Genomic DNA, 26,710 nt, shown 5'->3' on the forward strand with positions numbered 1-26,710 from the left:
ACGACGAGAACCACCAGGGAGAACCCAGATGTCCATCACTTACCCCAGAGGATTCCGGGCCGGGGGAGTCAGCGCGGGCCTGCGCCGCAACGGCAGTCCCGATCTCGGTCTGATCGTCAACGACGGACCTGTCCGGGCGACCGCCGGAGTGCTCACCAGCAACCGCGTCTTCGCCGCGCCCGTCGCATGGTGCCGCCCGGTACTGGAGGCCGGCACCGCCCACGCCGTCGTCGTCAACTCGGCCTGCGCCAATGCCTGCACCGGTCCCGAGGGACTGGCCGACAGCCGTGCCGAGGCCGAACTCGTCGGCGGGCTCATGGGCTGCGCCCCCGAGCAGGTGCTGGTGGCCTCCACCGGCGTGATCGGCCAGCGGCTCGACATGGTGAAGATCACCGAGGGCATCCACACCGCCCACGCCGCCCTGGGAACCGGCGGGGTCGTCGATGAGGCGACTGCGCGGGCCATCATGACCACCGACACCGTTCCCAAGACCATCGAGACCCAGGTCGCCGGGGCGCGCTTCGGCGGTATCGCCAAGGGAGCCGGGATGCTCGCCCCTCAGCTGGCGACCATGCTCGTGTTCATCACCACCGATGCGGTGGCCACCCACGAGGAGCTTCAGGCGGCACTGGCGCCGGCCGCCGACGTCACCTTCTCCCGGGTCGACTCCGACGCCTGCATGTCGACCAACGACACCGTCATCGTGCTGGCCTCCGGGGCGTCCGGGGTGGCGCTGAGCCCCGAGGAGATGCGCGCCGGTCTCACCGAGGTGTGTTCCGGGCTGGCCCGCCAACTGGTCGCCGACGCCGAGGGCTCCCACCACGACGTCCTGGTCACCGTCACCGGGGCCACCACCGAGAAGGCCGCCGTGGCCGTCGCCCGGGAGGTCTCCCGCTCGAACCTCGTCAAGACGGCGATCGCCGGCAATGATCCCAACTGGGGCCGGATCCTCTCCTCGGTCGGCTGCGTGCCCGTCGAGGTGGCTCCCTTCGATCCCGATCAGGTCGACGTCTCACTCAACGGCATCGTCATCTGCCGAGGCGGGCGCATCGGCGAGGACCGCGACCTGGTCGACATGACCCCCCGCGAGGTCCGCATCGATATCGACCTGCATGCCGGAGATGCCACAGGCCACATCTGGACCAACGACCTCACCCACGAATACGTCGAAGAGAACAGCGCCTACACATCATGAGCACCACACTTGACGTTCCCCTGAACGCCTCCCAGGCCACCGCGCAGCGCAAGTCCGAGGTGCTCGTCGAGGCCCTTCCCTGGATCCGCCGGTTCCAGGGCTGCACCGTCGTCGTCAAGTACGGCGGCAACGCCATGGTCGACCCGGTCCTCCAGCAGGCCTTCGCCGATGACATCGTCTTCATGGCCTCGGTGGGCATCCGGCCGATCGTCGTCCACGGCGGTGGCCCGCAGATCAACGCCATGCTCGCCAATTCGGGAACCGCCGTGGAGTTCCGCAACGGGCTGCGGATCACCAGTCCCGAGGTCATGGAGGTGGTCCGGATGGTCCTGGTGGGCCAGGTCGGACGCCAGCTCGTCGGGCGCATCAACACCTTCGCACCGCTGGCCGCCGGCATGTCGGGGGAGGATTCCGGCCTGCTGTCCGCCCGGCGCACCCACGTCGAGGTGGACGGGGAGCCGGTCGACATGGGCTTGGTGGGAGAGATCGTCGACGTCAACGTCGGCCTCCTCAACGACATGCTCGACCGTGGCCAGATCCCCGTCATCGCCCCCGTCTCCCCGGAGGTCGACGAGCACGGCGGCACCACCGGACAGGTGCTCAACGTCAACGCCGATGCGGCGGCCACCGCCATCGCCCAGGCGCTGCGCGCCGAGAAACTGGTGATGCTCACCAATGTGGCCGGGATCTACCGCACCTGGCCCGACCCGCGCACACTGATTCCCGACATCTCGGTCTCCGACCTGCGCCGGATGATCCCGCGACTGGGCGAGGGGATGCGGCCCAAGGCCCAGGCCCTGCTCGAGGCCATCGACGGCGGCGTCACCAGCTCGGCCATCGTAGACGGGCGGATCGAGCACGCCCTGCTGCTGGAGATCTTCACCACCAAGGGCGTGGGCACCATGGCCCGGCCGGACGACTACGACTCGGGGGTCACCGATGACTGATCAGCAGACCGAACAGCAGACCGAACAGTACGGACAGGCCTGGGGGGACCGCTACTCGCGCTCCCTTCTCGGGGTCTTCGGAGCGCCCCAGCTGTGCCTGGTCTCCGGGCACGGCTGCCGGGTCACCGATGCCGATGGGAAGGAGTACCTGGATCTGCTCGGCGGCATCGCCGTCAATGCTCTGGGATACGCGCACCCCGCCTGGGTGAAGGCCGTCAGCGAGCAGGCCGCCACTCTGTCCCACGTCTCGAACTTCTTCACCACCCCCACCCAGGTGGAGCTGGCCGAGAAGGTCCTGGAGATCGCGCAGGCGCCGCAGGGCTCGGCCGTGTTCTTCTCGAACTCCGGCACGGAGGCCAACGAGGCCGCCCTCAAGATGGTCAAGGCCCACCGGCGCGGCGGCCGGGTGCTCGCCCTGGAGCACGCCTTCCACGGCCGCACCCTGGGCGCTCTGGCGCTCACCTACAAGGAGGCCTACCGGGCGCCCTTCGGGTCCCTGGGCGCCGACGTCACCTTCATCCCCGCAGGGGACGTCCGGGCACTGGCCGACGAACTCGACAAGGGGGACGTCGCCGGGCTCTTCATCGAACCGGTGCAGGGGGAGGCCGGGGTGTGGCCGCTGGCCCCCGAGTACCTGCGCGAGGCCCGCCGGCTGACCGCCGAGCACGACGTCCTGCTGGTCGTCGACGAGGTCCAGTGCGGCATGGGTCGCACCGGACGCTGGTTCGCCCACCAGGCCTCCGGCATCACCCCCGACGTCATGACCCTGGCCAAGGCTCTCGGCGGCGGCTTCCCGATCGGGGCCACCGTCACCTTCGGGGCGGACAACTCGGGGATCCTCACCCCCGGCCAGCACGGCACCACCTTCGGCGGCAACCCGCTGGCCTGTGCCGCCGGACTGGCCGTCATCTCCACCATCGAGTCCGACGGTCTTCTGGAGCACGCCCGCACGGTGGGGGAGCGCCTCGTCACAGCGATCACCGGGATCAGTCACTCCCAGGTGCTGGAGGTCCGGGGCCAGGGACTTCTGCTGGGTATCCAGCTGGCCTCGGAGATCGCTCCTGCGGTGGTGCGGGCCGGCCTCGACCAGGGTCTCATCCTCAACGCCGCCACCCCCACCACCGTGAGGCTGGCCCCGCCACTGATCCTCGACGAGGCCGACGCCGACCTCTTCGTCGACGCCCTGCCCGGTCTGCTGGACGCCGCCCGGAAATCACAGGACACCCAGGACAAGGAGAACTGAGATGCGCCACTTCCTTCGCGACGACGACCTCACCAGCGCCGAGCAGCGCGAGGTGCTGGCCAGGGGACTGGCGCTCAAGGCCGACCGGTTCAGCGAGAAGCCGTTCGCCGGCCCGCAGACGGTGGCCGTGGTCTTCGACAAGTCCTCGACCCGTACCAGGGTCTCCTTCGCCACCGGCATCGCCGACCTGGGCGGAAGCCCTCTGGTGATCGACGCCGCCGGCTCGCAGATGGGCCGGGGCGAGCCGATCGCCGACACCGCCCGGGTCTTTTCCTCGATGTGCGCCATGATCGTGTGGCGCACATTCGGGCAGGAGCGCATCGATGAGATGGCCGCCTACTCGTCGGTACCGGTGGTCAACGCGCTCACCGACCAGTTCCATCCCTGTCAGATCCTCGCGGACCTCATCACCATCGCGGAGGTCAAGGGCGGCCTGGCCGCCGAAGGGCCGGCGCTGGCCGGGCGCAGCTTCGCCTATCTGGGCGACGGAGCCAACAATATGGCCGCCTCCTACCTGATCGGCGGTGCGCTGGCCGGCCTGGACGTCAGGATCGGATGCCCGGACTCCCACATTCCGGATCCCGCTGTCGTCGCCAGAGCGAGAGAGATCGCCGCGACCACCGGGGGAGCGGTGACCGTGACTGCGGATCCCCACGAGGCGGTCGCCGGGGTCGACGTCATCGCCACCGACACCTGGGCTTCGATGGGCAACGAGGAGGCCGGGCACGCCGCCGAAGGAGTCCTCGCCCCCTACCAGATCAACGCCTCCCTGATGGCCGAGGGGGATGACGCCGTGTTCCTGCACTGTCTGCCCGCCTACCGGGAGCATGAGGTGACGGCCGACGTCATCGACGGACCGGCGTCGGTGGTCTGGCGGGAGGCCGAGAACCGGCTCCATGCCCAGAAGGGCCTGATGGGGTGGCTGATGGACCGGTAGTGTCGTCAACCATCAGCGTGAAAGGACCGATGTGACCTCCTCCAGCAACACCCCCGCCCACGATCCGGTCGCCCTGTGGGGAGGCCGGTTCGCCGGCGGACCCTCCCAGGCCCTGGCCGCACTGTCGGTCTCCACCCAGTTCGACTGGCGGCTGGCCCGCCACGACATCGCCGGCTCCAAGGCCCACGCCAGAGTGCTGCACCGTGCGGGGCTGCTGGACGACCAGCAGTTCACCGACATGGAGGCGGCTCTCGAGCGGCTCGACGCCGACGTCGCCTCCGGTGCCTTCCGTCCGGATCCCGATGACGAGGACGTGCACACTGCGCTGGAGCGCGGGCTTCTGGAGCGTGCCGGGGCCGACCTGGGCGGACGGATCCGGGCCGGGCGCTCCCGCAACGACCAGATCATCACCCTGCTGCGGATGTACCTGCGCGACGAGGCCCGCGCCCTGGCCGCCGACGTCCTGGACCTCGCCGAGGTGCTGGCCCGCCGGGCCGGGGAGGCGGGGGACGCCGTCATCGCCGGACGCACCCACATGCAGCACGCCCAGCCGGTGCTGCTGGCCCATCACCTGCTGGCCCACGCCTGGCCGCTGTTGCGCGACGTCGACCGGCTGCGGGATCTCGACCGCCGGCTGGACGCCAGCCCGTACGGGTCCGGGGCGCTGGCCGGATCGACCCTCGGGCTGGACCCCCAGGCGGTGGCGGAGGATCTGGGCTTCTCCGAGTCGGTGCCCAACTCCATCGACGGCACCGCGGCCCGCGATGTCGTCGCCGAGTTCGCCTTCGTCGCCGCCCAGATCGGCGTCGACCTCTCCCGGCTGAGCGAGGAGGTCATCATCTGGAACACCCGCGAGTTCGGCTACATCACCCTCGACGACTCCTACTCCACCGGGTCGTCGATCATGCCTCAGAAGAAGAACCCCGACATCGCCGAACTCGCCCGGGGCAAGGCCGGTCGCCTGATCGGGGATCTGGCCGGGCTGATGTCCTCGCTCAAGGCCCTGCCGCTGGCCTACGCCCGGGACCTCCAGGAGGACAAGGAACCGGTCTTCGACCAGATCGACCAGCTCCACCTGCTGCTGCCGGCGGTCACCGGCATGATGGGCACCGCCGTCTTCCACACCGACCGGATGGCCGAGATGGCTCCCCAGGGATTCTCCCTGGCCACCGACATCGCCGAATGGCTGGTGCGCGACGGGGTGCCCTTCCGAGTCGCCCACGAGCTCAGCGGCGCCTGCGTGCGCGAGTGCGAGACACAGGGCAAGGAGCTGGCCGATCTCACCGACGCCGAACTGGCCGCCATCGACCCGCGGCTCACCCCGCAGGTGCGCGAGGTGATGACGGTCGCCGGTTCGGTACGGGCCCGCAACGGCAGGGGGGGACGGCCCCCGAGCGTGTCCGCGAGCAGCTCGGCGAGGTGCGCAGCCGGATCGCCGCACTGCGAGAGTTCGCGGAGTAGCCCGGTCCGGGAGGGTTCAGGGACAGGCGAGCTGGGTTCATGCACCATCATGAGTCAGTATTGGAGGAATGAGCAGTCCGTTCCCCAACCCGTTCCAGGCAAACCCGTTTCAGCAGCGGCCGAGCAACCAGGACGCGACCCTGGATCTGCGGGTCACCAACGAGCAGCGGCAGCGGGTGCTCGACTATCTGGGGGACGCGCTGGCTGACGGCCGCATCACCATGAGCGAGTTTGAGAAGCGCTCCGACGATGCCATTGCGTCCAAGACCCGCCGGGACCTGAACCAGAGCCTGTCCGGTCTGGCCACCGTCCCGCTGGTCTCCAGCGCCATCAGGCCCGCGCGCTCTCAGCTTGCGAAGACCGAGCCCTCACCGGGCGGTTCGGTGGCGGCCGGACTGATCGGTCTCTCCCCGTTCATGTCCGGGCCGGTGGGTCCGTTGATCGGAGTGGCGGCCACCGAGAAGGGGTCGTGGACCCGCAGGCAGGTGGCCAACCAGGCCAACGCTCAGATCTACATGATCGCGATCGCCATCGTGCTCAGCGCGGTGATCGGAAGCAGCCTCATCAGCGGTCTCGCCTGGTTCGCCTGGGCGGGCCTCACCCTGGTCCAGGCCATCAAGTCCTTCCAGGGGGACTCGTGGCGCAATCCCATCACGCGGGTGATTCCCTTCCAGATCGTCAACGAGGGGCCGGCGGAGCCCAAGAGCCTGGGGCGCGGGCGCCGTTGAGGCCGACCCGCTACACTGGAATATGTGACGCGGCTTGTCCGTTGCACACGGTGTCGATCGCACAGGCGGTTGCACACAGGGTCGGCGTGAGCCGGGGCCCGTCCTCAGGGGATGGCGTCCAAGGCGCGCGATGACAACTCAACATGGGGATGACTGGTTTCGACTTGGGACGGTGTTTCCAGGAGAAGCGGGCCGAGAATCCAGGGTTATCTCGTTAACGACCCCTGGGAACCAATAAGTGCCGATAACAAGCGCACTGACTTCGCTCTCGCTGCCTGATCAGTGATCGAAGGGTCAGCCCGGACGTAGCCTTCCGTCCGGAATCTGGCCTAATTTGAAGGCTTGCTGCGTGGTGATGGTCACGGGAACCACGCGGGACTTTACTGTGACTGGGCTTGTTCGCACCGTGTCGGTGGGAGTGTGAGAGCCGAGTAGAACGACAGCATCGACTGCGCCCGGAGAATGTCTGGTTCGCCTTTCAAGGACGCGGGTTCAATTCCCGCCATCTCCACCCCATGAAGACCCCCACCTGCTCGGCAGGTGGGGGTCTTGTGCGTCCCTGGGAGCAGGATGAGGCATGTGGACGGAGGCGATAGTCCGCATCTACCGAGCCGGCCAGGACCGGCGCCCGGACGATCGTGGAAGGATGGCCACATGATCCTGGCTGATCCACCCCGCGCCGGCGAGCTGCTCGTCGCCACGTCTGCGGTCACCTCCGGGATCTTTTCCCACTCGGTGATCTATCTGCTCGACGCCGACGGTCAGGGAACCCTCGGCGTCGTGCTCAACATCCCCTCCACGATGGCTCTGGACGGCGTGCTGCCGGAATGGGTGCCGCTCACCACCCCTCCCCAGCGGCTCTTCCAGGGAGGTCCGGTCTCGCCCAACGGAGCGGTCTGCCTGGCCCGCCTCCAGCACCCCTCTGAGGAGCCCCCGGGCTGGCGACGGGTCTCCGGGGCCGTCGGGCTGCTCCACCTCGACACACCCGTCGAGCTCGTCGAGGGCGCCTATTCCGACCTGCGGATCTTCGCCGGCTACTCGGGGTGGGAGCCCGGGCAGTTGGAGGCCGAGATCATCCGCGGGGACTGGGTGCGCGCCCGTGCCCATGAGGAGGATCTCTTCGGCACGGACCCGCACACCCTGTGGCGCCGTGTGCTGCGCCGCCAGAACGGCTCTACGGCCATGATGGCGACCATGCCGGATGACCGCGATCTCAACTGACGGCGACGCGCTACTAGTATCTTGTGAAGCTGGTGAGTCTTTCACCGGTCCGCTCCGACCCGTGAGGAGGTCGAACGTGTCCCTGCCCGGTACCGAGCCGTCCGGCCAGCGGATCCTCGTCGTCGATGACGATCCTGCTCTGGCAGAGATGCTCCAGCTCGTGCTGCGCAAGGAACGGTTCATCACCGAGTGGTGCTCCAGCGGTACGGTCGCCCTCCCGGCCTTCGAGAAGTTCCGGCCCGACCTGGTCCTCCTGGATCTCATGCTTCCGGGCCTCAGCGGCATCGAGGTGTGCCGCGAGATCAGGAGGGTCTCCGGCACCCCGATCATCATGCTGACGGCCCGCTCCGACACCAACGACGTCGTCGCCGGCCTGGAGGCCGGCGCGGATGACTACGTGTCCAAACCCTTCAAGTCCAAGGAGCTGGTCGCCCGCATCCGCGCCAGACTGCGACAGCCCCTCGACGCAGCCCCCGAGGTCGACGTCATAACCATCGGGGACGTCACCATCGACGTGCGCGCTCACCAGGTGACTCGGGACGGTCAGGAGATCTCCCTCACCCCGCTGGAGTTCGACCTGCTCGTCGCCCTGGCGCGCCGCCCCCACGAGGTGTTCAGCCGGGACCTGCTGCTCCAGGAGGTCTGGGGATACCGCCACGCCGCCGACAACCGGCTGGTCAACGTCCACGTCCAGAGACTCCGCTCGAAGATCGAGCGGGACCCCGAGCATCCCGGGATCGTCATCACCGTCCGCGGCGTCGGCTACCGGGCCGGCGACGGCGGCGAGGAGGATCGCTGAGCCGCCGGGCGGCTTCGCGGCACCACGATGAAGCTGCGCGACAGGAAGGTACTCGGGGCCCCCGCCCGGCTGTGGTGGTCCTCCCTGGCGCTTCGGATGGTCACCACCACCCTCGGTGCCACGATCATCGTGCTCCTTCTGGCGGGTCTGTTCCTGATCCGACAGGTCACCACCGGAATCCTCCAGGCCAAGCAGAACGCGGCGGTGGCCGAGGCCACCACCTCCCTGTCGCGCATCCAGGATCAGCTGCGCAGCACGGACCTGCGCACCGCCTCCCTCTACGAGAGGCTCAACCAGCTCGCCGACGAGGCCGCCGGCCAGTCCGGCCAGTACCACGTCATCATTCAGGGGCCGGTCTCGAACCTCGTCTCCGAGGGCATCTCGGTCTCGTCCATCCCCAAGGCGCTCGAGGACACCGCGACCACCCGCGAGGGGATGTGGGCCCAGCCCACCACCGTGCGCTACACGACTGCTGACCAGACCTCCCAGCCGGGCCTGGCAGTGGCGTCGACCCTGTGGGCGCCGGGGGAGTCCCGGGGGTTCCCGATCTACTTCATCTTCCCCGAGACCCAGGAGGCCGAGACCATCGCCCTGGTGCAGCGGGTCGTGGCCGCCACCGGGGGACTCATCGTTCTGGCGATGGGCATCGTCACCTTCCTCGGCACCAGGGCCATCTCGGCGCCTATCCGGCAGGCCAGCATCTCGGCGCAGCGGGTGGCCGCCGGGCAGCTCGACGAGCGCCTTCCGGTGCGCGGGACCGACGATCTCGCACGTCTCGCGGTCTCCATGAACGCGATGGCCACCGAGCTGCAACGCCAGATCCGCGAACTCGAGGAGCTGTCCTCCTTCCAACGCCAGTTCGTCTCCGACGTCTCCCACGAGCTGCGCACCCCGCTGACGACCGTGCGGATGGCGGCCGACATGCTGCGCGAGGCCCGCGACGAGACCGACCCGGCGATGGTCCGGGCCACCGAGCTGCTCCACGACGAACTCGAGAGATTCGAGTCGCTGCTCGCCGACCTCCTGGAGATATCCCGGTTCGACGCCGGGGCGGCGGTGCTGGCCCTCGACGAGACCGATGTCGGGGATCTGGTCATCGACGAGGTGGAGGCCGCCAGACCGCTGGCGCGGCGGATGGAGACCCCGCTCGTGGTCCGGCGAGGCGGTGATGTGACCGCCGAGATCGATGCCAGGAGGATCCGCCGGATCATCCGCAACCTGGTGGCCAACGCCCTGGAGCACGGGGAGGGGCGGGCAGTGGAGGTCGCGGTGGCCTCGGACGCGCGAGCCGTCGCGGTCACCGTGCGCGATCACGGCATCGGATTCGAGCCCTGGCAGGCAGAACAGGTCTTCGCGCGGTTCTGGCGCGCCGATCCGGCTCGGGTGCGCACAGTCGGAGGCACCGGCCTGGGGCTGGCGATCTCTCTGGAGGACGCCCACCTCCATCACGGCTGGTTGCAGGCCTGGGGAATGCCCCGTCAGGGGGCGCAGTTCCGCCTCACCGTGCCCCGGCGCACCGGCGATGCGCTCAACGGGTCCCCGCTGCCCGCGATTCCGGCCGACGCGAACCTGCCCGCCCTGCCGCCCGGGCCGGGCGCCAGCTCGCCGGGAGATGCCGTATGAGAGGCGAGATGCCGAGGCGCGGGTTCCTGGGCCTGCTGGGCGGCCTGGGTCTGCTGGTGGGGTGCGCCGAGGTGCCCACCAGCGGACCGGTGGTGCGGGTTCAGAGCAGCACAGAGGCGCCGCGGCGCCCGGGCATCGACGTCGCCCCCCAGCCGCCTGCCCGTGGAGCCTCACCGGAACTCATCCTGGCGGGGTTCCTCCAGGCGATGACCAGCTCGACCGACGGTTACCGACTCGCCCGCCAGTACCTCACGACCAGCGCGGCCCGAGACTGGGATCCGGAGTCGGAGGCCGTGATCTACGACGCCACCCAGAACAAGCCGGTCACCACTGACCGGACGGCCGGGCTGAGGGCTCCGATCATCGCCAGGCTGGACCGGGGCGGCAGATACCGGGCGGCCGGGGGAGCGGTCTTCGACCACGACTTCGGCGTGGTGCAGGTCAACGGGCAGTGGCGGATCTCCCGGCCTCCTCGCGGGCTGGTGGTCTCCCAACTGACCTTCTCACGCAGCTATCGGACGGTCTCGCTCTACTTCCCCGGGCGCAGGAGCGCCTACCTGGTGCCGGACCTCATCCACCTGCCCCAGGCGGCTGCCACCCCGACCAGTGCCGTCACCTCGCTCCTGTCGGGCCCCAACAGCTGGCTCGCAGGAGCCGTCGAGAGCGTCATGCCGACCGGCACCAAGCTGTCGGCCAACTCCGTGCCGATCGACCACGGTGGGATCGCGGTGGTCAGTCTCACCGGGGAGGTCACCCCGCTCACCGATGCCCAGCGACGCCAGATGGCTGGCCAGATGGCCTGGACCCTGTCCTCTTTCGGCGAGGTCGCGCGGGTGCGGCTGACGACCGGCGGTTCGAATCTGTCGATCCCGGGAGCCGCGGAGGACGACACGGTCTCGACCAGCCTGTTCACCTCCATGTCGCCGCTGATCTCCTCCGAGGTGCCGGCCATGATGGCAACCCGTGACGGGCGGCTGGTGACCGTTCCCGACTCCGGATCCCCCACTCCGGTCGCGGGGCTGATGGGTTCGGCCGAGGCCCCGCGGATCTCCTCCATGGCCGTCGAGAGGGCGGGCAGGCGCTGGGCCCTGGTCGACGCCGACGCCGCCTCGCTGCTCCTGTGGACGGTCGGCGCCGACAGTGCCGACATCCTGATGCACGCGGCCGGTCTGATCCGTCCCCAGATCGCCACGGACGGATCGATCTGGACGATCGGGAGTCGTGGCGCGGGCTCGAGGATCTACGCGTTCAGCGAGTCGGGTGTCCAGCTCAAGGTGCAGTCGCCCGAGCTGGCCACCAGGCGGGTGCTGGCCTTCTCGCTGTCACCCGACCTCACCAGAATGGCGCTCGTGGTCGACGCCGACGGCGGTCCACGGCTCGCCATGGCGAGGGCGCGTCCCGGTGCGACCGATCCGCAGCAGATCATCGTCGACGGTCTGACCGAGCTGTCGCTGGGGATCGTGGACCGGGGCCTCACCCGGGTCGCGGACGTGGGCTGGATCACCACCGACTCGCTCATCATCCTTGCACGAGCGACTGCGGACGGGCCCGGATCGCCCTTCCAGCTCTTCCTCGACGGTTCGGGGGGCACCACGATCGGCCCGATGAGCGGCACCGACATGGTGGCCCTGACCACTCTTCCCCGAGCCGACGGCATCAATGCGATGGTCCTCACCGCCGACGGGGACCTGCTGAGCTATGAGGACCGGTACCGCTGGCGGCAGGTGCTCAGCGGGGCGCGTCAGGCCGCCATCAGCTTCTAGACGCGGGCTCCGGGCGCACGAACCCTTCCGCGCGCCGGGCCCGATGCGCCACCATTGCGGACATGGTGGTCTTCGAGCCTCTGGCCGATCTGCTGCTGGGAGCCTGCTGTCCCGGGTGCGGGAGCCCGGGTCTCGGGGTGTGCGCCGAATGCCTGGCAGCGGTCCGTCCGGCTCCCCGGGTCATCCTCGACGGCCCACCGCCGGTGGTGGCCTGCCTTCCGTACCGGGCCCCGCTCACCAGCCTTGTGACCGCCCACAAGGATCGCGGCGCCGGCTGGCTGTGCGGGCTGCTCGGGGGCTGGCTCGCCCCGGGCCTGTCCGCGGTGGTCGAGGCCGCGACCCGATGCCCGAGGCTGGTACCGGTGCCCTCCAGCCCGCCCGCTGTCCGTCGTCGCGGCGCCGATCACGTGCTGGACCTGCTCCGTGCGGCATCGGCCCGATGCGAGTTGCCGGCCGGGGCAGTGAGCCCTCTGCTGCGGCGCACCCGCCGCGTGCACGACCAGGTGGAGGTCTCCCACGAGGCGCGATCGGGAAACCAGGCCGGTTCGATGAGGGCGCTTCCGGGAGCGGGGGAGGTGGTGGTCGTCGACGACATCCGCACCACCGGCGCCAGCCTCGACGAGGCGGTGCGGGCCCTGACGGCCTCCGGATACCGGGTGCTGGCGGCGCTCGTTCTGGCCGACGCCGAACATCCGAGGCGTTGGGCGTGATCGGTGAGAGTCGGTCCCTGCCGATGTGAGGCGCCATCCGGTAGCGTGGATGCATGGCACGACCGATGATGATCCCGAGCCCGACAGGGACAGGGATTCTCGCGGAGTCGTGCCTTTGTCATGACCGGATGATCAGTCCGGTTCACACCAGCACAGGAGGTCGTCATGGACGTCATCGTTTCCGGCCGTCATTGCAAGATCAGTGATGACATTCGGGCCCAGGTCGAGGACAGAATCTCCAGCGTCGAGAAGTGGCGGGACCGCGTCCAGCGGGTGGAGGTGGTCTTCACCGTTCAGGACACCAAGGGTTCCAGGGATCAGGCCATCACCTGCGAGATCACGCTCCGCTCGCGGGGCCCGGTGGTCAGGGCGGTCGGTCAGGCGGCCGACAAGATGGTCGCCTTCGACAAGGCCGCCGAGCGGCTCCGCGCCCAGCTCACCAAGGCCGCGGACCGGCGTCGCAGCCGCCGCGGGCTGCGCGTCTCCCAGGTGCTCGACGTCCCGGCCGCCGATGTGACCGGCGAGGCCCCCGATATCATCGCCACCCGGAAGATCGCCGGCGACGTCGAGGTCACCGGCGACGGACCGCTCTACGTCAAGGAGAAGGTTTTCCCGGCCGCGCCGCTGACGCTGGCCCAGGCCCTCGACGAGATGGAGCTGGTCGGCCACGACTTCTTCCTCTACCTCGACTCCGAGACGAAGTCTCCGAGCGTCGTCTACCGCAGGCGCAAGGGCTACAACTTCGGCGTCATCCACCTCAACGTCGACGGGTCCGAGTCCTGATCCGGACCGGACGCCGTCTGACCCGGCGGCAGGCGGCCAGGCTCGCCCTGGCCGCCCAGGGCCTGGGTCGTCGGCGCCCGGTCTCCACGGACCGGGCCGCGCTGCGGCGCACCGTCGGGCGCATCGGTCTGTTCCAGGTGGACTCGGTCAACGTCTTCGCCCGAGCCCATGAGATGCCTCTGTTCAGTCGGTGCGGGCCCTACGAGCCCGCGCTGCTGACCGGTGCCGTCGAGGGTCGCAGCCCGCTGCTTCACGAGACCTGGGCCCATGTTGCCAGCCTGGTCGACATCGACCTTGAACCGGCCCTGCGCTTCCGTCGGCGGGACGCCGCCAGGGAGGCGTGGCGGTCGATGGTGGATCTGCTGGACGAGAACCCGCGGCTGGTCGACGAGGTCGTCGCACGGCTGGCCGACAGCCCGGCCACCGCCCGCCAGATCTCGGGCGGACAGCGCGGCAACTCGCCCGAGAGCTGGGGATGGAACTGGTCGGCCTCCAAGACCGCCCTGGAATGGGCGTGGCGCTGCGGGCGGGTGGCGGTGGCAGGTCGTACGGCCTCATTCGAGAAGATCTACGCGCTCCCCGAACAGGTGCTGCCGGCCCGGATCCGGGCAAGGCCCGAGCTCACCGCCTCGCAGGGACACCGGGAGCTGGCCGCCCGCGCGGCCAAGGCCCTGGGAGTCTTCACCCCCGCAGACCTGGCGGACTACTTCCGCACCCGCAGGAGACCGACCGATGCCGCCTTGGCGTCGCTGGCCGACGAGGGGTTCGTCGAGCCGGTGCGCGTCGGCGGGGATCCGGGCTGGTGGATGTGCGCCGGTTCTGCCCTCCCCCGGAGGATGGCGGCCTGCACCCTCGTCTCCCCGTTCGACCCGGTGATCTTCCGCCGCGAGCGCGCCCTGCGGCTCCACGACCTGGACTACCGGATCGAGATCTACGTCCCCCGAGCCAGGCGGAGGTTCGGCTACTACTGCCTGCCCTTCCTGCTGGGCCAGGACTTCGTGGCCCGGGTCGATCTGCGTGCCGATCGCGCGGCAGGCGAGCTCGAGATCGCCTCTGCCTGGCGCGAACCCGGTGCTGAGTCCGCTCCCGCCTTCCCCGGATGGTCGACGGTCGCCGCGGCGCTGGCCGGCCACCTGGAGGAGGTTGCCCGGTGGCGGGGTCTCGGGCGGATCCGGGTGCTCGACGTCGGGGATCTGGCTGAAGGGCTCGCCCGCTCGACGGACTGATCGGGCCGCTTTTGTGACGTCCGCTCTGGGTTGTGCCGGGCCGACCGCTTAGGATGGATTCCGGCCCGCAGCCTGTCCAGGTTGCCACGGCCGTGCCTGTCGGGTCATCGACCCGGGCGGCCCAACCGTCCACCTAGGAGGACCATCCCTTGAACCCCTTGGATCGCGTGCTGCATGCCGGTGAGGGGAAGGTGCTGCGGCACCTCAACCGGATCGTCGGCCAGGTCAACAGCATCGAGGACGACTACGTCGAGATGTCTGACGAGGAGCTGTCGGGGCAGACCGCAGACTTCAAGAAGCGGCTCGACAACGGCGAGGACCTCGACCGGCTGCTGCCGGAGGCCTTCGCGACGGTCCGGGAGGCCGGCAACAGGGTGCTCAACAAGCGCCTCTTCGACGTCCAGATCATGGGCGGAGCCGCCCTCCACGAATGCAACATCGCCGAGATGAAGACCGGCGAGGGCAAGACCATGGTCGGCCTGCTGCCCGCCTACCTCAACGGGCTCTCCGGTCTGGGCGTCCACGTCGTCACGGTCAACGACTACCTGGCCCGGATCCAGTCCGAGCAGATGGGCCGGGTGCACCGCTTCCTGGGTCTGGAGACCTCGGCGATCCTCACCGAGATGTCCCCGGCCGAGCGCAAGGTGGCCTACGGCGCCGACATCACCTACGGCACGAACAACGAGTTCGGCTTCGACTATCTTCGCGACAACATGGCGTCCACCCTCGAGGACTGCGTGCAGCGCGGTCACCACTTCGCGATCGTCGACGAGGTGGACTCGATCCTCATCGACGAGGCCCGGACGCCGCTCATCATCTCGGGCCCCGCCGAGGAGAACAAGCAGTGGTATCCCGAGTTCGCGCGCATCGTCAAGAAGCTGGTGCGCGACCGGGACTACGAGGTCGATGAGAAGAAGCGCACCGTCTCGGTGCTCGGCCACGGCATCGAGATGGTCGAGCAGAGGCTCGGGATCGACAACCTCTACGAGTCCGAGAACACCCCGCTGATCGGCTACCTCAACAACGCCATCAAGGCCAAGGAACTCTTCCACCTCGACAAGGACTACGTCATCAGCGACGGCGAGGTCCTCATCGTCGACGAGCACACCGGCCGCACCCTGGCCGGACGCCGCTACAACGAGGGTCTCCACCAGGCCCTGGAGGCCAAGGAGCACGTCGAGATCAAGGACGAGTACCAGACGCTGGCGACCATCACCCTGCAGAACTACTTCAGGATGTACGACAAGCTCGCCGGCATGACGGGAACCGCCAAGACCGAGGAGAGCGAGTTCCAGAAGATCTACGGTCTGGGCGTCATCCCGATCCCCACGAACGAACCGATGATCCGCCTCGATCAGAAGGACCTCATCTACCGCACCGAGAGCGCGAAGTTCGACGCCGTCGTCGCCGACGTGGTAGAGCGCCATGAGGAGGGCCAGCCGATCCTCATCGGCACCGCCTCGGTGGCCAAGTCCGAGGTGCTCAGCGCCCAGCTCAAGAAGGCGGGAGTCCCGCACAAGGTCCTCAACGCCAAGCATCATGAGTCCGAGGCCGCGATCGTGGCCCTGGCCGGGCGCAAGGGGGCCGTGACGGTCTCCACCAACATGGCCGGCCGGGGCACCGACATCATGCTCGGCGGGAACCCGGAGTTCCTCACCGAGCTGGAGCTGCGGGAGAAGGGGCTCGATCCGGTCAAGGACGAGGAGGCCTACCGGCTGGCTTACAAGAACACTCTGACCAAGCTCGAGAAGCAGTCGGCCAAGGAGCACGACGAGGTCGAGGAGCTCGGCGGGCTCTACGTCATCGGCTCCGAGCGTCACGAGTCGCGGCGTATCGACAATCAGCTGCGCGGACGCTCGGGACGCCAGGGCGATCCCGGCGAGTCCCGGTTCTACCTGTCCCTGCAGGACGAGCTGATGCGGCTGTTCAAGCCCGAGGTGATCGACCGGGCGATGGTGACCCTCAAGATGCCCGAGGATGTGCCGATCGAGTCCAAGTGGGTGTCCCGCCAGATCGAGAGCGCCCAGAAGCAGGTCGAGGCCCAGAACTTCGAGATGCGCAAGAATGTCCTCAAGTACGACGATGTGATGAACCGCCAGCGCCACGCCATCTACTCCGACCGCCGCAAGGTGCTGGAGGGCGCCGACGTCGAGAAGGAGCTGCGGGCCACCACCGATCGGGTGGTCGAGGAGGGGGTCCGCCAGTACACCGACGGGTTCTCCGAGGACTGGGACCTCGACGAGCTGTGGTCGGAGATGGGCAAGATCTATCCGGTCGGGCTCGACAAGGACGAGTACGAGGACTGTCAGGAGCAGGACGAGCTGGTGGAGGCCTTCGTCGCCGATGCGGAGTCCGCCTACGACTCCCGGCAGGAGGCCCTCGGCGAGGACACCATGCGCGAGCTGGAGCGACAGGTGCTGCTCACGGTGCTGGACCGCAAGTGGCGGGAGCATCTCTACGAGATGGACTACCTGCGCGAGGGCATCGGGCTGCGGGCGATGGCCCAGCGCGACCCCCTGGTGGAGTATCAGCGCGAGGGCGGCCAGATGTTCAACGCGATGATGGACGCCTTCAAGGAAGAGGTCGTCGGATTCCTGTTCAACCTCGACGTGCAGGCCTCCGCCACGCCGGACGTGGGGCTGGTCACCACCGAGTCCGGAGCGGCCGTCACCGCCGACTCGCTGGTCGGTGCGGCATCAGTCGCGGCGGGAACCTCCTCGGGAACACAGGCGGAACTCAGCTACAGCGCCGCCGATGAGTCCGGTGAGATCCAGGAGCGGTCCGGAGCCGGTGCCGTCGGTGATCCGGGCGCTGCGGATCCCGACAAGGAACGGGTCGAGAAACCCGAGGGATTCAAGAACGTCGGACGCAATCAGAAGTGCCCGTGCGGGTCGGGCAAGAAGTTCAAGCACTGCCACGGCCGGACGGCCGGCTGAGGGGGGAGGCGACGGATCTGGCTCCTCCCAGCAGCGCGGTGACGCCGGGGCTGGCGACCAGGCCGGCCTCGCTCACCAGCCAGCCCTGGCGGCGCCGTTCCAGTCGCAGGCCCATCGCCAGGCGATGGCCCGCGACATCCAGCGTCACAACAGCGTCGATCACCCCGTCGACGGCCCCTGCGTGCGGGCTGGACACCAGTGCGGCACGGGCCCAGGCGGGCCCGCGCGGCCATTCGTGGAGCTGTTCGAAGGCCTCCTCGGTGCACAGCATTCGCAGGTGCGGCATGGCGCGGCGGCCCGAAACGCACTCGAGGATGATAGCCGCGACGGTGGTGGTCATCCGTGCGGCCACCCTGTCGGAAGACACCCGACCGTCGGAGATGGCACTGGCCGGGGGCCCCGTGCTGCCCGTGTCGAGGGACAGCAGCGGCAGAGGCTGCTGTCCGGTGACCCGGGGTGGAGGGCCGTCGAGGGCCCTGGGCACCCAGTCGGCCACCTGCTCCAGGACGATCCCGTCGACGGCCAGGAGGACGCGGCTGATGTCATCGCGGATCGGATCTGTCGGGCTCATGGTCCAAGTCCACTAGAGACCCACACGATATGGCCAGAGTCTGTGACGACGAATGTGGACAATCTCCCAGCGGAGAGTCGGCGACGGCCCATCGGGTGGGACGGTACCGTCCGGAGGTCGAGACAGGCACCGCCGTACGGATACGGTGGCATGACAGCCGTCACAGGAGGACACCAGATGCCAGCACGTACATCACACAGCACGGGCGCCGATCGACTCGTATTCATCCCTGCCGATGCGAGCGGTGCCCGGAAGCTGGTGGAGGACGGCGGTTCGGATGTCCAGGGCTTCGCCGTCACCCCCGAGCTGCGCTCGATTCTCGATCTGGGCGCGGGCGGCGAGGAGGAGGCCGAGCGCGCCGCCATGGTGATCGGATCCATCTGGGGCCTGGCGCGATTCGGCCGGCGTCTGGTGCTGGTGGCCCACCTGCCCGAGGCGGAGCTCGGGGAGAACTACGAGGTCGACAACGGCGGGGTGTCCATCGCCCGTCTCCAGCCCTCCAGAATCACCGCATGGTTCGCCGACGAGGACGACCGGGTCTCGGAACCGGCCGCCGGCCAGATCGCCGGAATGGTCATCGATGACGCGTGGAACGACGTCTCGGTTCAGAGCCTGCTCGCCGAGCACGAGATGTCCTGGCACGACATCACCGAGCAGTTGCCGGCTCCCGGCACCGATCCCGTCCGCAGCTGATCCGTCCCCGGATCCGCGGCCGACGAGGGCCCCGCATCGCCATGATGCGGGGCCCTCGCACATCCGTGGGGGGCGCGGATCACCTGGACAGGTAGTCGTCCCCGGCCTCCTGCTGCACATCGAAGGCGCGGGTGAGATAGGGCCCTGCGACCTTCTCGAGCTTCTTGCCGACCACCGGCAGCGAGATGGTGAACTCGCCGGTGTAGGTGACGACGCTGCCGGGACCACCGGCGGCCAGGCTCGCATGACCCACGGCCTTGGCGGGCATCCCCTTCGGGTTGATGACGAGCTCGCCCTGCCGGGAGCCGTCCTCGGCGGGTGCCTGCCAGGTGAGGTCTTGGTGCGCCGACAGGGTCTCACCCACGATCTTCTGAACCTGGTGAGGGGCGGGGAGAGCCAGATCCAAGGAGATCCCGTTCTCGGTCGGAGTGATGTTGCTGGTCGTGGCGCCGATGCGGCGGTAGACGTCGACCCACCATTCGGGGTCGGTCATCATGGCAGTCACCTTGTCGGGGGTGGCTGCGAACTGGGCGGTCGTGTTGATGTCCATGACGACACAGTCTTGCACTCTCGGCGATGACGCCTCCAATCCCCTCCTACCCATCGCGGCTCCACGGTGGTTCTGCGGGCCGCCAGGGGGTCCATCCGCGGCTCGCCGCGCATGTGCGTACGCTGGGGCCGTCGGCCGATCAGGAATCGCCCGCCGACGTGACGCTTCACGTGGAGGTGAATCGTGCGGATCGACCTGCACACCCATTCCGCCGTGTCCGACGGGACAGACTCGCCGACGGGCCTGGTGATGGCTGCCGCCGAGGCCCGCCTGCAGGTCATCGCCCTGACCGATCACGACACCTTCGACGGGCTGCCAGAAGCGATCGCGGCGGGGCAGCGGTTCGGGGTGCGGGTGCTTCCGGGCGTCGAGGTCTCATGCAATCAGGGGGGCACCGAGGTGCACCTGCTCGGCTACGGCTGCAGAGTCTCCGACGAGGCGCTGGGCGCCGAGCTGGAGCTCATTCGCAAGGGCCGCGGCGGACGGCTGGCCAGGATGGTCGCCGCCCTGCGGGAAGCCGGTCTCGACATCACCGTCGACGAGGTGCTGGCCAGGGCCGGATCGGCCCCGAGCATCGGACGCCCCCACGTCGCAGACGTCATGATCGCGAAGGGCTACGTCGCCGATCGCGACGAGGCCTTCCGCGACTGGCTCGACGAGGGCCGGCCCGGGTTCGTCCGCCGTTACTCCTGCGACCTGCCAAGGGCGGTCGATCTCATCCACGGGGCCGGCGGCGCGGCGGTCCTGGCCCACCCGTGGGGCCGGGGGGCCGAATCCGTGCTCACCACCGACGTCATCACCGCACTGGCGCGCCGGCACGGTCTTGACGGCATCGAGGTGGATCACCAGAACCACACCGCCGAGCAGCGCTCCCTGCTGTTCGACCTGGGAGGGCGGCTCGGTCTGATCCGGACAGGATCCAGCGACTACCACGGCACCGGGAAGAAGGATCACGCACTGGGCTGCAACACCACCCGCGAGACCGCCTATCGCGAGCTGTGCATCCGGATCCAGATCCGGGGCGGCGAGCTGTACCGGGTCTGAGGAGGGCTTCGATGGATCTGCACGATGCGGTCGGCGCCATCGGCGGTCAGACCCGCGACACGCCGGAGCTGCCCGGCCTGGACAGCCTCTATGCGGCCGCCGCGGCGGGCCGGCCCTCCGACGAGCTGGAGGATCTGCGGGCCGTGCTGTGCCGACTGCCGATGCTCGGCCCCTACAACGCCATGCTGGTCGAGGTGCAGCGTCCAGGAGCCCTGTACGTCGCCACCGCCTGGACCTGGCGTCACGAGTTCGGACGGCATCCGCGCCCGGGAGCCCGGCCGCTGGTCATCCTCAAACCCTTCATGCCGGTGGAATTCGTCTACGACGTCAGCGAGACCGACGGAAGGCCGCTGCCGCAGGGCGTTATGGATCCCTTCCGTGCCAGCGGGCCGGTCACCGAGGAGGGGCTGTCGGCATTCACGGGCAGGCTGCCCGACGAGGCGATCAGCTACCGGGAGACACCCTTCGGTTCGGCCCAGGCCGGCCGGACGCAGACCGTCGGGTCCTGGGATCCGGGGCGGGCGCCGCGCAAGGGCGAGATCCGATACGCGATCACGGTCAACGATTCGACGGACCCGGCGACCCGCCTGGCAACCCTCTTCCACGAGTTGGGGCACATCTACTGCGGGCACCTGGCGGGGGCCGGTGCACAGCGTCATCAGCGCCGTGCCCTCAGCCCCGAGAGCCAGGAGTTCGAGGCCGAGATCGTCTCCTGGCTGGCCTGCGGACGCCTCCGCATCGACTCCCCGTCCGGGCGCTACCTGCACGGCCACCTGCAGCCGGACGGGACGATGCCACCTGTTTCGGTGCAGGCGGTCGTTCACGCCCTGGGCAAGGTGGAGGCGATCGCGGGCGGGATGAGGTCGCTGGCAGCCATGGTGTCGGGGCCGCCGGCGCGCGACGAGGAGGAGCCCTCCGCCCAGGAGATGCTCGATTTCGGCGCGTGGGAGCCGTGACCGCCGGGCGCGGCGGCCACCGGCGTCAGGCTTGCTAAGCTGTGCCCCATGACCGTCGTGCGCCCGCCCCAGCTGATCTGGTGGCGCCGTTGCGTGCGGCCCTGAACCACCCCTTCCCGTCAACGGCCGCCCTGTGGCGGCCGTTCGTGCGTCGTGCGCCGCGGGGGCCTGAAAGGACACCATGACTGACAACTCTCCCGAGGCCGGTGAGGGCTCCAACGAGGCCACTCTGGCTCGCTCCCAGGCGCGAAGCGACAAGGTTGAGGCCGATCTGGCCGTGCATCCGGAGAACTGGCGGATCCTCACCGGTGACCGCCCCACCGGCAAGCTCCACATCGGTCACTACTTCGGTTCCCTGGCCAACCGGGTGAGGCTGCAGGACCGTGGCGTGGAGTCCTTCCTGGTGATCGCCGACTACCAGGTGATCTACGACCGCGACGGGGTGGGCGATATCCAGGAGAACGTCCTGTCGGGGGTGGCCGACTATCTGGCGATCGGCATCGATCCAGCCCGGAGCACGATCTTCACCCATTCCGCCCTGCCGGGCCTCAACCAGCTGTTGCTGCCCTTCCTGTCGCTGGTCACCGACGCCGAGCTGCGCCGCAACCCGACCGTCAAGGACGAGCTGTCCACCTCGGAACGGCCCATGTCCGGGCTGATGCTCACCTTCCCGGTGCATCAGGCCGCCGACATCCTGTTCTGCAAGGCCAACCTGGTGCCGGTCGGCAAGGACCAGCTCCCTCATATCGAGCAGACCCGGGTGATCGCTCGTCGCTTCGACGAGCGGTACGGAAGGGTGGACCCCGATCACCCCGTCTTCCCCGAGCCCGAGGCCCTGCTGTCGGCCACCCCGCACGTCCTCGGGCTGGACGGCACCAAGATGAGCAAGTCGCGCGGCAACACCATCGAGATCGGGATGACCGCCGACCAGACCGCCAAACTCATCAAGAAGGCCAAGACCGACGCCGAGCGTCACATCAGTTACGACCCGGACGCACGCCCCGAGGTGTCGAACCTGCTACTGCTCACGGGGCTGTGCGAGGGCTCGGATCCGGAGACGGTCGCCGAGGAGATCGGCGACGGCGGGTCGGGGACTCTCAAGAAGAGACTCACCGCGTCGATGAACGACTACTTCGCCCCGATCCGGGCGAAGCGGGCGGAGCTGGCCGCCGACGAAGGGTACCTGCGTTCCGTGCTGCGCGAAGGCAACGGGCGCGCCGGGGCGGTGGCCGACCGGACTCTCGACGAGGTCCGGCGCGCCATGAAGATGGTCTACTGAGCTGGATGGTGTATTGAGCTGGGAGACCACGACGCCCCGGAACCACGAGGTTCCGGGGCGTCGTTCATGCGGCTGGTCGGGGAGCGGCTCAGCTGGCCTCGTCGTGACCACGGGCCCTGCGGCGGCGTCGCTGGGAGGCCGTCGTGCCCCGCTGCTCGGTGATCTCGGCGGGCTGCTGGACGACGACGGTGGGGGCGACGTCATCGGCCGTGGTCCTCTTCGCCTTGCGGGTCCCGGTCTTGACCACCCGCGCCTTCTTCGCCTCGGCCTTGCCGGAGCGGTCCTTGGCTCCGTCCTTCCTGGCCGTCGACGTCTTCCGAGCCGTCGTGGCCTTCTTCGCCGAGGCGGGCCTTCTGGATGTGCGACCATCCACCGCGGCCACTGCGCCGGCCTGCTCCAGCCTCTCTGCGACGGCCTGCTCGGTCGACACCGGTGAGCCCTGAACAGAGGCTGCCGGGGCCTCCTGAACCGCCTCGACCGGTGCCGTGCTGTCGGGCTGCTGAGTGCCGTCGGCCTGGGGCTTGTGCTCGATCACCTCGCCGTTGCGACGCCGGGTGCGCTTGCGCTTCGGGTGATCCTGCCTGGCCTCCTCGCGCTCGCCGCCGTCGCGGCGCGAGCGCCCGCGCTCGCGGTCCGAGCGGTGGCCGCGATCGTGCTTCTCGCGGTCCTTGCGGTGTTCGGCGGGGCGGCGCTCGGAGGGCTTGCTTCCCGGAAGATGACCCTTCGTTCCCTCGGGAATGTCGAGGTCGGTGAAGAGATGGGCCGAGGTGGAATAGGTCTCCACCGGCTCCTCGATGCCCAGATCCAGGGCCTTGTTGATCATCTTCCAGCGGGTGACGTCGGCCCAGTCGACGAGGGTCACCGCCACACCCTTGGCGCCCGCCCGACCGGTGCGCCCGATCCGGTGCACATAGGTCTTCTCGTCATCGGGGCACTCGTGGTTGATGACATGGGAGACGCCGGTGACGTCGATGCCGCGTGCCGCGACGTCGGTGGCGACCAGGATGGTGGCCTCGCCGGACCGGAACTTCTTGAGCGCCTTCTCACGGGCGACCTGGGTGAGGTCGCCGTGGATCGCGCGGGCCTTGAAGCCACGGTCGTCGAGGTCGTCGGCCAGCCGCTGGCAGGCGCGCTTGGTGCGGCAGAAGATCATGACCTTCTCGACGTCGCGGGACTGCAGGATCCGAGCGATCACCTCGATCTTGTCCATCGGGTGCGCCTGATACACGAACTGGGTCGTGTCGGGCACGGTGGCCTGGGCGTCGGCGCCCTCGGCGCGGATGTGCATCGGCTTGTTGAGGTGGGCCCTGGCCAGGCTCATGATCGCGGACGGCATGGTGGCCGAGAAGAGCATCGACTGGCGGTTGCTCGGCGTCATGGCGAGCAGCTTCTCGACGTCGGGCAGGAAGCCCAGGTCGAGCATCTCATCGGCCTCGTCGAGCACCGTGATACGCGCAGCGGACAGGTCGAGGTCCTTGCGGTGGGCCAGGTCGAGGAGGCGGCCCGGGGTGCCGACGACAACGTCCACACCGTTCTGCAGTGCCTCGATCTGAGGTTCGTAACCGACGCCGCCGTAGATGGTGAGGACCCTCGCGCCGCGCACGCTGGCGGCGGTGGCGATGTCCCGGGAGACCTGCAGGGCGAGTTCGCGGGTGGGACAGGTCACCAGTGCCTGGGGTCTGCGCTCGGCGTGGTCGTCCCATCCCTCGTCCCCGGGAAGGATGATGCGCTGCAGGATCGTCACGCCGAAGGCGAGGGTCTTCCCGGTTCCGGTGCGGGCCTGCCCGATGAGGTCGTTCCCCTCCACCGCGATCGGGATGCACATCGACTGGATGGGGAAGGGGGAGACGATGCCGACGCCGGCGAGGGCCTGGCAGATGTCGTCGCGGACGCCGAGATCGGCGAATGTCTCAGGTTCTGAAGTTTCAGTTGACAGGATCATGGCCTCTTCGTGAACGGGGCCCGGCAAAGGCCCGATGTCGTGTACTTCGGCCCTGGTGCGGATCGCGCGTGGCGCGCCGCGGCCGGGCCCGGTGTGGATTCAGGATCGACACACCGTCATACATCATATCGCGTCGGGGCCGGGGAGCGTGTTGGATGCGCGATGGGGCGGGTCTGGACCTAGGCTTGGCGGTGTGAGCAGCGATGACACCACCCGAACCCCTGGTACGCCGGATTCCTCGGCGGTGGCGACCTTCTGGGCGATCGTCAGCGCCTCTGCGCTGAACGGACTCGGCGCAGTGGTCGGCGGTATGCCGTTGGCCCCCGACGTGGCGCGGCGCCTTCTCCTGGCGGACCGTTCGCGCGAACTCTCGGACATCCTCAACGAGGCTCGCAACCACCTGGACAGTCTGGTCCAGCTCGACGACGTGGAGCCCCTCATCGCCAGCATCTCGACCTATGTCCCGAGCAGTTCGTGGACCCAGGTGCTGCTGCGCGATCACATCGTTGTCGGTCTGTGTGCCGATTTCCTCGATGAGGTGGAGCCTCATCTGGGCAAGGCGTTCACGCCTCCGAGCGGCACCTACGGCCCATGGCTGGGTCGGGGCACCGGCACCAGGGTGCGGTGGGACGAGGAGCTGCGGTCGCGTCTCGAGGCCGATCAGGATGCCCGCTCGGCGAACTCGGTGTTCGCCCGGAAGCTGGTGGGGGAGATGCTCAGTGTCGTCCAGCGGCTGGCCGCGGTGCACGCGGACCTCACCTCGGCGCTGACCGGCGCCGACGGCGGGGAGCTGGACGATCTTGCGGCCATCAACGAGGTGCTCGCGGCGGTCCTGTCGAAGCACGACGACCGGGTGGCGGGTCTCGGCCTGGAGCCCTGACCCGCCCCTCTGATCACACAGTCCCGAATCCGACCGGCCTGGCGTTCGGCTGGCCCAGGTCGAGGTAGGCGATGGTCCGGGTCGGAACAAGGATCGTGCGTCCCTTCGGATCGGTGAGGGTGAGCACGCCGTCGGGCTGACTCAACGTCTCCCGCAGCTTCGACGCGATGTCCTCGGGCGACTCGTCAGACTCGAGGGTCACCTCGCGGGGGACGTCGGTGATTCCGATCTTGATCTCCATGCCGTCAAACCTACTCGACCGGGGCATCGGGGGACGCCGGGCTGTCCTCACGGCGAACGGGCACCGCATCGGCGCGCCACAGAGCGACAGTGACGTTGTCGAATCCTCCCTGGGAATTCGCGAATTCGGCGAGAGCCGCCGCGACGGCCTGGGGGTCGGGCCGCCCGTCGGCTCCGGGCGCGGCATCGGCGGTGAACCTGCCCACCACCTCGCCGAGGGCCGTCGGATCGGGGACGTGGTTCCACAGCCCGTCGCTGCAGACCATCACCCAGCCAGGTGTGCGTGGCCGGATCGACAGCACCCGGGGGTCGAGGTCGGTGGCCCTGGCGCCGATCCATTTCGTGATGGCGTGGGCGCCGGCACCGGCCTCGGCCTCCTCGCGCGACATCCCCATGTCGATCTGGGCCTGGGCGACCGAGTCGTCGACGGTCAGGCGCCGGGCGGGACCCTCGGTGGGGAACCAGTAGGCCCTGGTGTCGCCGACATTGGCGACGAGAATGCGGTCGACCGAGCAGATCGCCGTCACCAGGGTGCAGGCTCCGGTGCCTTCCGGACCGGGGGCGTCCAGGACGGCCTGATGGGCCCGCTGGACGGCCCGGCCGAACAGCGAGATGACGGCGTCGTCGCTCACCGGGAGCCCTTGGGTCAGCGCAGCGGTGAGGTAGTCGCATGCCGTGGAGGCGGCCGTCTGCGCCGCCTCCTCGGCGCCGTCGGTGGAGGACACCCCGTCGGCGACCACGAGCACGACATGGCATCCGTCACGGTCGACGTCGACGGCGGCGAAATCCTGATTGGTGGGGTGGCGCAGACCGACGTCAGTGGCGACACCGATATCGGGGCGGGCGCCGGCGATCTGGGAGATCCGTATCCGGGCGGGGACGGGCGGGGTTGCTGATCCGATGTCGGATGTGGTCATCAGCTGCCTTTCGCTGCTGGACAAAAGCCGTCCCGCACCCGTTGAGGTGCGGGACGGCTTCACCTG

23 protein-coding genes, 1 other RNA gene and 1 pseudogene are annotated in these 26,710 nt (G+C 69.0%); 20 read left to right on the forward strand and 5 right to left on the reverse strand.

Going from position 1 to position 26,710, the window contains the following annotated elements:
- Window positions 1-28 precede the first annotated feature (28 nt).
- The 15 genes and pseudogenes from argJ to secA all read left to right on the forward strand — a co-directional run bounded on the left by argJ (window position 29) and on the right by secA (window position 17,572).
- Window positions 29-1,195 (forward strand): bifunctional glutamate N-acetyltransferase/amino-acid acetyltransferase ArgJ, encoded by a 1,167-nt coding sequence (gene argJ / locus JS278_RS07260; protein WP_114044594.1) that lies wholly within the window; start codon window positions 29-31, stop codon window positions 1,193-1,195.
- The gene (gene argB, locus JS278_RS07265) at window positions 1,192-2,142 is read left to right on the forward strand and encodes an acetylglutamate kinase (protein WP_114044595.1); all 951 of its coding nucleotides are present in this window, start codon (window positions 1,192-1,194) and stop codon (window positions 2,140-2,142) included. Before argJ ends, argB begins: the two co-directional genes overlap by 4 nt.
- A complete protein-coding gene (locus tag JS278_RS07270) occupies window positions 2,135-3,385 on the forward strand; it encodes an acetylornithine transaminase (protein WP_114044596.1) in 1,251 nt (416 codons plus the stop codon). Before argB ends, JS278_RS07270 begins: the two co-directional genes overlap by 8 nt.
- 1 nt (window position 3,386) lies before the next feature.
- Complete coding sequence (gene argF, locus JS278_RS07275; protein ID WP_114044597.1) at window positions 3,387-4,322, forward strand: ornithine carbamoyltransferase; 936 nt, start codon at window positions 3,387-3,389, stop codon at window positions 4,320-4,322.
- Window positions 4,323-4,353: 31 nt separating this feature from the next.
- A pseudogene (gene argH, locus JS278_RS07280) lies at window positions 4,354-5,783 on the forward strand (argininosuccinate lyase).
- 176 nt (window positions 5,784-5,959) lie between these two features.
- Window positions 5,960-6,511 carry a DUF1707 domain-containing protein gene (locus tag JS278_RS07285; protein WP_181833846.1) on the forward strand — a complete coding sequence of 184 codons (552 nt, stop codon included), beginning with the start codon at window positions 5,960-5,962 and terminating at the stop codon, window positions 6,509-6,511.
- A 145-nt stretch (window positions 6,512-6,656) separates the two neighbouring features.
- Window positions 6,657-7,025, forward strand: a transfer-messenger RNA (tmRNA) gene (gene ssrA / locus JS278_RS07290).
- A 140-nt stretch (window positions 7,026-7,165) separates the two neighbouring features.
- Window positions 7,166-7,732 (forward strand): YqgE/AlgH family protein, encoded by a 567-nt coding sequence (locus tag JS278_RS07295; protein ID WP_114044600.1) that lies wholly within the window; start codon window positions 7,166-7,168, stop codon window positions 7,730-7,732.
- Between the two features lie 76 nt (window positions 7,733-7,808).
- Entirely contained in the window at window positions 7,809-8,531 is a 723-nt protein-coding gene (mtrA, locus tag JS278_RS07300; protein ID WP_114044601.1) for an MtrAB system response regulator MtrA, read from the forward strand.
- A gap of 96 nt (window positions 8,532-8,627) precedes the next feature.
- Entirely contained in the window at window positions 8,628-10,154 is a 1,527-nt protein-coding gene (gene mtrB, locus JS278_RS07305; RefSeq protein WP_114046182.1) for an MtrAB system histidine kinase MtrB, read from the forward strand.
- An 8-nt stretch (window positions 10,155-10,162) separates the two neighbouring features.
- Window positions 10,163-11,917, forward strand: a complete 1,755-nt coding sequence (locus JS278_RS07310) for an LpqB family beta-propeller domain-containing protein (protein WP_181833847.1) — start codon at window positions 10,163-10,165, stop codon at window positions 11,915-11,917.
- Between the two features lie 206 nt (window positions 11,918-12,123).
- Window positions 12,124-12,627 carry a ComF family protein gene (locus JS278_RS07315; RefSeq protein WP_220150070.1) on the forward strand — a complete coding sequence of 168 codons (504 nt, stop codon included), beginning with the start codon at window positions 12,124-12,126 and terminating at the stop codon, window positions 12,625-12,627.
- 165 nt (window positions 12,628-12,792) lie between these two features.
- A complete protein-coding gene (gene hpf, locus JS278_RS07320; protein ID WP_114044604.1) occupies window positions 12,793-13,410 on the forward strand; it encodes a ribosome hibernation-promoting factor, HPF/YfiA family in 618 nt (205 codons plus the stop codon).
- Between the two features lie 173 nt (window positions 13,411-13,583).
- Entirely contained in the window at window positions 13,584-14,636 is a 1,053-nt protein-coding gene (locus JS278_RS07325) for a winged helix-turn-helix domain-containing protein (protein WP_245935236.1), read from the forward strand.
- A gap of 149 nt (window positions 14,637-14,785) precedes the next feature.
- Entirely contained in the window at window positions 14,786-17,572 is a 2,787-nt protein-coding gene (secA, locus tag JS278_RS07330; protein WP_483894259.1) for a preprotein translocase subunit SecA, read from the forward strand.
- Here secA and JS278_RS07335 read toward each other — a convergent pair.
- Window positions 17,541-18,143, reverse strand: coding sequence for an Rv3235 family protein (locus JS278_RS07335; RefSeq protein ID WP_114044606.1), 603 nt, complete (start codon window positions 18,141-18,143; stop codon window positions 17,541-17,543). The two genes, secA and JS278_RS07335, sit on opposite strands and share 32 nt — an antisense overlap.
- 177 nt (window positions 18,144-18,320) lie before the next feature.
- Between JS278_RS07335 and JS278_RS07340 the strand changes: the two genes are divergently transcribed.
- On the forward strand, window positions 18,321-18,836 hold the full coding sequence (locus JS278_RS07340) for a DUF6912 family protein (protein WP_114044607.1): 516 nt from the start codon (window positions 18,321-18,323) through the stop codon (window positions 18,834-18,836).
- 79 nt (window positions 18,837-18,915) lie between these two features.
- Here the strand turns inward: JS278_RS07340 and JS278_RS07345 are convergent, their stop codons facing one another.
- Window positions 18,916-19,386 carry a DUF2505 domain-containing protein gene (locus tag JS278_RS07345; protein ID WP_114044608.1) on the reverse strand — a complete coding sequence of 157 codons (471 nt, stop codon included), beginning with the start codon at window positions 19,384-19,386 and terminating at the stop codon, window positions 18,916-18,918.
- Window positions 19,387-19,632: 246 nt separating this feature from the next.
- Here JS278_RS07345 and JS278_RS07350 point away from each other — a divergent pair, with 246 nt between their 5' ends.
- The 3 genes from JS278_RS07350 to trpS all read left to right on the forward strand — a co-directional run bounded on the left by JS278_RS07350 (window position 19,633) and on the right by trpS (window position 22,665).
- A complete protein-coding gene (locus tag JS278_RS07350; protein ID WP_245935293.1) occupies window positions 19,633-20,430 on the forward strand; it encodes a PHP domain-containing protein in 798 nt (265 codons plus the stop codon).
- Window positions 20,431-20,441: 11 nt separating this feature from the next.
- Entirely contained in the window at window positions 20,442-21,386 is a 945-nt protein-coding gene (locus tag JS278_RS07355; RefSeq protein ID WP_114044610.1) for an ImmA/IrrE family metallo-endopeptidase, read from the forward strand.
- A 181-nt stretch (window positions 21,387-21,567) separates the two neighbouring features.
- Window positions 21,568-22,665, forward strand: coding sequence for a tryptophan--tRNA ligase (gene trpS, locus JS278_RS07360; RefSeq protein WP_114044611.1), 1,098 nt, complete (start codon window positions 21,568-21,570; stop codon window positions 22,663-22,665).
- 88 nt (window positions 22,666-22,753) lie between these two features.
- Here the strand turns inward: trpS and JS278_RS07365 are convergent, their stop codons facing one another.
- Window positions 22,754-24,607 carry a DEAD/DEAH box helicase gene (locus tag JS278_RS07365; RefSeq protein ID WP_245935237.1) on the reverse strand — a complete coding sequence of 618 codons (1,854 nt, stop codon included), beginning with the start codon at window positions 24,605-24,607 and terminating at the stop codon, window positions 22,754-22,756.
- Window positions 24,608-24,917: 310 nt separating this feature from the next.
- Here JS278_RS07365 and JS278_RS07370 point away from each other — a divergent pair, with 310 nt between their 5' ends.
- The gene (locus tag JS278_RS07370) at window positions 24,918-25,487 is read left to right on the forward strand and encodes a ferritin family protein (RefSeq protein ID WP_181833890.1); all 570 of its coding nucleotides are present in this window, start codon (window positions 24,918-24,920) and stop codon (window positions 25,485-25,487) included.
- Window positions 25,488-25,500: 13 nt separating this feature from the next.
- On the opposite strand, the gene JS278_RS07375 is transcribed toward JS278_RS07370, so the two are convergent.
- Both JS278_RS07375 and JS278_RS07380 read right to left on the reverse strand, forming a co-directional pair.
- Window positions 25,501-25,728: a DUF3107 domain-containing protein gene (locus JS278_RS07375; protein WP_114044613.1), complete on the reverse strand. Its 228-nt coding sequence runs from the start codon at window positions 25,726-25,728 to the stop codon at window positions 25,501-25,503.
- 10 nt (window positions 25,729-25,738) lie between these two features.
- A complete protein-coding gene (locus JS278_RS07380) occupies window positions 25,739-26,644 on the reverse strand; it encodes a PP2C family protein-serine/threonine phosphatase (RefSeq protein WP_114044614.1) in 906 nt (301 codons plus the stop codon).
- Window positions 26,645-26,710: the final 66 nt, after the last annotated feature.

Source organism: Acidipropionibacterium virtanenii (genome assembly GCF_003325455.1).
Classification (GTDB): Bacteria; Actinomycetota; Actinomycetes; order Propionibacteriales; family Propionibacteriaceae; genus Acidipropionibacterium; species Acidipropionibacterium virtanenii.

Bases quoted from the DNA above. Each gene is read 5' to 3' on its own strand.
- JS278_RS07295 (WP_114044600.1), top strand. From the start codon at position 7,166: ATGATCCTGGCTGATCCACCCCGCGCCGGCGAGCTGCTCGTCGCCACG.
- JS278_RS07345 (WP_114044608.1), bottom strand. From the start codon at position 19,386: ATGGACATCAACACGACCGCCCAGTTCGCAGCCACCCCCGACAAGGTG.
- JS278_RS07270 (WP_114044596.1), top strand. From the start codon at position 2,135: ATGACTGATCAGCAGACCGAACAGCAGACCGAACAGTACGGACAGGCC.
- JS278_RS07370 (WP_181833890.1), top strand. From the start codon at position 24,918: ATGCCGTTGGCCCCCGACGTGGCGCGGCGCCTTCTCCTGGCGGACCGT.
- hpf (WP_114044604.1), top strand. From the start codon at position 12,793: ATGGACGTCATCGTTTCCGGCCGTCATTGCAAGATCAGTGATGACATT.
- mtrB (WP_114046182.1), top strand. From the start codon at position 8,628: ATGGTCACCACCACCCTCGGTGCCACGATCATCGTGCTCCTTCTGGCG.
- trpS (WP_114044611.1), top strand. From the start codon at position 21,568: ATGACTGACAACTCTCCCGAGGCCGGTGAGGGCTCCAACGAGGCCACT.
- JS278_RS07335 (WP_114044606.1), bottom strand. From the start codon at position 18,143: ATGAGCCCGACAGATCCGATCCGCGATGACATCAGCCGCGTCCTCCTG.
- JS278_RS07340 (WP_114044607.1), top strand. From the start codon at position 18,321: ATGCCAGCACGTACATCACACAGCACGGGCGCCGATCGACTCGTATTC.
- JS278_RS07325 (WP_245935236.1), top strand. From the start codon at position 13,584: ATGCCTCTGTTCAGTCGGTGCGGGCCCTACGAGCCCGCGCTGCTGACC.
- JS278_RS07380 (WP_114044614.1), bottom strand. From the start codon at position 26,644: ATGACCACATCCGACATCGGATCAGCAACCCCGCCCGTCCCCGCCCGG.
- argJ (WP_114044594.1), top strand. From the start codon at position 29: ATGTCCATCACTTACCCCAGAGGATTCCGGGCCGGGGGAGTCAGCGCG.
- argF (WP_114044597.1), top strand. From the start codon at position 3,387: ATGCGCCACTTCCTTCGCGACGACGACCTCACCAGCGCCGAGCAGCGC.
- JS278_RS07375 (WP_114044613.1), bottom strand. From the start codon at position 25,728: ATGGAGATCAAGATCGGAATCACCGACGTCCCCCGCGAGGTGACCCTC.
- argB (WP_114044595.1), top strand. From the start codon at position 1,192: ATGAGCACCACACTTGACGTTCCCCTGAACGCCTCCCAGGCCACCGCG.
- JS278_RS07310 (WP_181833847.1), top strand. From the start codon at position 10,163: ATGCCGAGGCGCGGGTTCCTGGGCCTGCTGGGCGGCCTGGGTCTGCTG.
- JS278_RS07365 (WP_245935237.1), bottom strand. From the start codon at position 24,607: ATGATCCTGTCAACTGAAACTTCAGAACCTGAGACATTCGCCGATCTC.
- JS278_RS07355 (WP_114044610.1), top strand. From the start codon at position 20,442: ATGGATCTGCACGATGCGGTCGGCGCCATCGGCGGTCAGACCCGCGAC.